The 2,769-nt window shown below is 74.1% G+C and carries 4 protein-coding genes and 1 pseudogene; all 5 read left to right on the top strand.

Translation table 11 applies throughout. The features are described 5' to 3' along the window. Positions 1-238: pseudogene (locus Q0A33_RS13175) on the top strand (hypothetical protein); the annotation flags it as partial. Then, complete coding sequence (locus Q0A33_RS13170; RefSeq protein ID WP_291797587.1) at positions 235-1,050, top strand: type II secretion system F family protein; 816 nt, start codon at positions 235-237, stop codon at positions 1,048-1,050. The pseudogene Q0A33_RS13175 and the gene Q0A33_RS13170, both read left to right, overlap by 4 nt. Further along, complete coding sequence (locus Q0A33_RS13165; protein ID WP_291797584.1) at positions 1,047-1,772, top strand: type II secretion system F family protein; 726 nt, start codon at positions 1,047-1,049, stop codon at positions 1,770-1,772. The genes Q0A33_RS13170 and Q0A33_RS13165 overlap by 4 nt, the downstream gene beginning before the upstream one ends. Positions 1,773-1,976: 204 nt before the next feature. After that, a complete protein-coding gene (locus tag Q0A33_RS13160; RefSeq protein WP_291797581.1) occupies positions 1,977-2,249 on the top strand; it encodes a DUF4244 domain-containing protein in 273 nt (90 codons plus the stop codon). Between the two features lies 1 nt (position 2,250). Next, positions 2,251-2,628 carry a TadE family type IV pilus minor pilin gene (locus Q0A33_RS13155; RefSeq protein ID WP_291797578.1) on the top strand — a complete coding sequence of 126 codons (378 nt, stop codon included), beginning with the start codon at positions 2,251-2,253 and terminating at the stop codon, positions 2,626-2,628. Positions 2,629-2,769: the final 141 nt, after the last annotated feature.

Here is a 2,769-nt window from a genome sequence, read left to right as displayed (position 1 = left end):
CGCAGGCCGTGAGCGGGGTCAGGACCCGGCGCAGGACGTGGATCGCAGCCGGGGGCAGGACCGCGCCCGGAGGCAGGACCGTGCCCGAGGCCCGGGCCGGGAGATCGCCGAGGTCGCCGTTCCGGTCGTCGTCGAGGGGACGGTGCGCACACAACGGGTCTGGGACCGTGAGCAGGGGTTCTGCGCGGAGGGTGTGACCCTGCTCCAGCGGGTGTTCGCAGAGAGGGAGCGGTCGTGATACTCCTGCTCATCGCCGCACTGCTGGGCTGCGCAGGCGTTCTGCTGTTCGCGAGGGACACGGCGGCCGCCCGTCTGCGGCGTGTGCTTCCGCGGGGTCGTCCCGGCGGCGGCCACGGACCGGGCACGGCGCTCGGGACCGTCGGAGCGGAATCCGGTCCCGGCCCTGCCGCGGACGGACGCGTGCCGCGGACCGGCGGTGAGCGGGACGCGGACGAGGGGGACACAGGCGAGGCGGCGGACGCGGCCCTGCCCGCGCACCTCACGGGGCCGGAGGATCCCGTCCGTGCCATCACCGTGATCGATCGCGCGGCGGAGCTGCTGCGTGTGGGGCTGCCTCCGGCGGATGCCCTGTCGCAGCTGGCGGAGCTCAGCGATCCGGAGATCGCCCGCGTGCTGGCCCGCGCGGCACGCTCCCTGCGGCTGGGGGACGATCCCCGCACGGCGCTCGGCCGTCATGCCCGCACGCTGCCGGGTCCCGTCGCCGAGGTCCTCACCGGGATGGGCGCGGTCTGGTACGTCGCCGAGGCCGCAGGTGCCCCCGCGGCGGACATGCTGGAGCGATTCGCCGTGAGCAGGAGGGAGGTCGCGGATGCGGAGCGCGAGCGCGCGGTCGCGCTCGCCGGCCCGAGGGCGACCGTCACGGTCCTCACCTGGCTGCCGGCGGCGGGCCTGGGGCTGGCGCTGCTGATCGGAGCGGACCCGCTCACGCTGCTCGCCTCCGGCCCGGGGCTGGTCTCCCTGGTGAGCGGAGCGGTCCTCCTTGCGGCCGGACGGCTGTGGATGACTCGTCTGCTGCGGAGAGCGCAATGAGTGCCGGGGTGCTGCTGGTCCTCGCGGCGGCGCTGACGGCGGCGGGGGCATGGCTGCTGAGCGCTTCACCGGAGCGCTCCCGCCTGCGGCGTCTCACGGGGAGGGCCGTGGCCGGTAGAGGGGCGTGCCCGCGGGCCGGGGGAATCGCGCGCCTGATGCCTGAGGCCGAGGGAAGGGTACGTCCGTGGCCCGAGGCCGGCGGACGGATGCGGGGATCTGGCAGCGCGGACCAGCGCGGCGGGTCTGCGCAGTGGGACGGTGCTGACGGGCCGTCCGCAGATGCTGCCGGCAGTCTGGACGCGCTCGCCTTCGATCTCGACCTCGTGGCCATCTGTCTGCTCGCCGGTCTGCCCGCGGACAGGGCTCTGGAGCACGCGGCCCAGGCCTCGGCGGACCGATCCGGGCTGGCACTGGTGGCGCGTGCTCTGCGCCTGGGCACGGATGCGGTGCGCGGTCTGCGGCCGGAGCTGCAGGTCGTCGAGACGCTCATCCGCTTCTCCGGACGCACCGGCGTGGCGCTCGCTCCGCTGCTGAGCGCGCATGCGGCGGAGCTGCGAGCCAGCGAGCACCGGCGCCGGCAGATCGCCGCGGCGCGGCTGGGCGTCGTCCTGGTCCTCCCGCTGGGAGTCTGCGTGCTGCCCGCGTTCATCCTGCTGGGTGTGGTGCCGGTGCTGCTCACGCTGGTGGGCGATCTGCTGCCGGCGCTCGGCGGCGGACGCTGAGGGGTTCCCGCAGGAGGTCACAGTGCGTGCTCTGCCGGCACTGACTCCGCGTCGGTCGTCCTGTGGACGATCGGATCTCCATCCACAGATTCCGTGAGGGGGTTCCCCCGGTCTCTTCCGCCGTGAAGTGTCTGGGGCACGGCGCTTCCCGGCGTCGCGAGGAAGGGCACGGTCGAGCGATCCGTGCGCCGGAGAGGAGAGGTGATGGAGACCGAGGACAGAGACATGACCGCGGGGGTCCCGGAAGCCGCGACGGGAGCGGCGGCCGAGCCGGAGGCCGGCCGGAACGTGACGGAGCCGGGCAGCATCCGGGAATGCCTCGCGGACGACACAGGCGCAACCACGGCTGAATATGCGATCACCACGCTTGCAGCCTGTGGGTTCGCCGCCCTGCTGGTGGTCGTTCTCAAGAGCGACCCGCTTAAGGAGATGATCACGGGCGTCATCACGGGTGCGCTGGGACTGGGCGGAGCCTGAGATGCACGGTGACGGCACCCGCGAGGAGGGCGCGCGCACCGTGCGGGGTCGCGACGAGGGCGCGGCCGCGGCGGAGTTCGCGATGGTCATGCCGGCGCTGGTGCTGGTGATCGGCCTCGTCGTGGGGGCCGGAGCCGTGGGAGCGGTCCAGCTGCGTGCGCACGATGCGGCGCGGGGCGCGGCGCGTGAAGCCGCACGCGGGGAGCAGTCCGCGCAGATCGTCGAGGAGGCGGAGAAGCGCGCGGGCGCGGGCGCGCGGGTCCGCGTTGCGCAGGAGGGAGGCTATGCGGAGGTCACCGTTGAGGTGCCCCTGCCTCGGGCGCTCGCCCCGTGGCTCGAATCTGTGAGCGCGCAGGCCACCGCCCGGCGTGAGGGCTGACCGGCACGGGGAGAGGACGCTGAGGTGAACGGGTGTGGACAGCGAGCCGAACTGCGCAGGGACGAGGGATCGAGCACCGTGATCGGCCTGGGGACGGCCTCGCTCGCGGTGGTCTTAGCGCTGGTGGTGGGAGCGGTGGGG

The organism is Brevibacterium sp., assembly GCF_022712115.1.
Taxonomy (GTDB): domain Bacteria; phylum Actinomycetota; class Actinomycetes; order Actinomycetales; family Brevibacteriaceae; genus Brevibacterium; species Brevibacterium salitolerans.
Note: the sequence above shows the minus strand (reverse complement) of the source record. Positions and strands in the feature narration are given on the sequence as shown.

Excerpts from the sequence above, each read along its gene's own strand:
- Q0A33_RS13160 (WP_291797581.1), top strand. The coding sequence starts at position 1,977 with ATGGAGACCGAGGACAGAGACATGACCGCGGGGGTCCCGGAAGCCGCG.
- Q0A33_RS13155 (WP_291797578.1), top strand. The coding sequence starts at position 2,251 with ATGCACGGTGACGGCACCCGCGAGGAGGGCGCGCGCACCGTGCGGGGT.
- Q0A33_RS13165 (WP_291797584.1), top strand. The coding sequence starts at position 1,047 with ATGAGTGCCGGGGTGCTGCTGGTCCTCGCGGCGGCGCTGACGGCGGCG.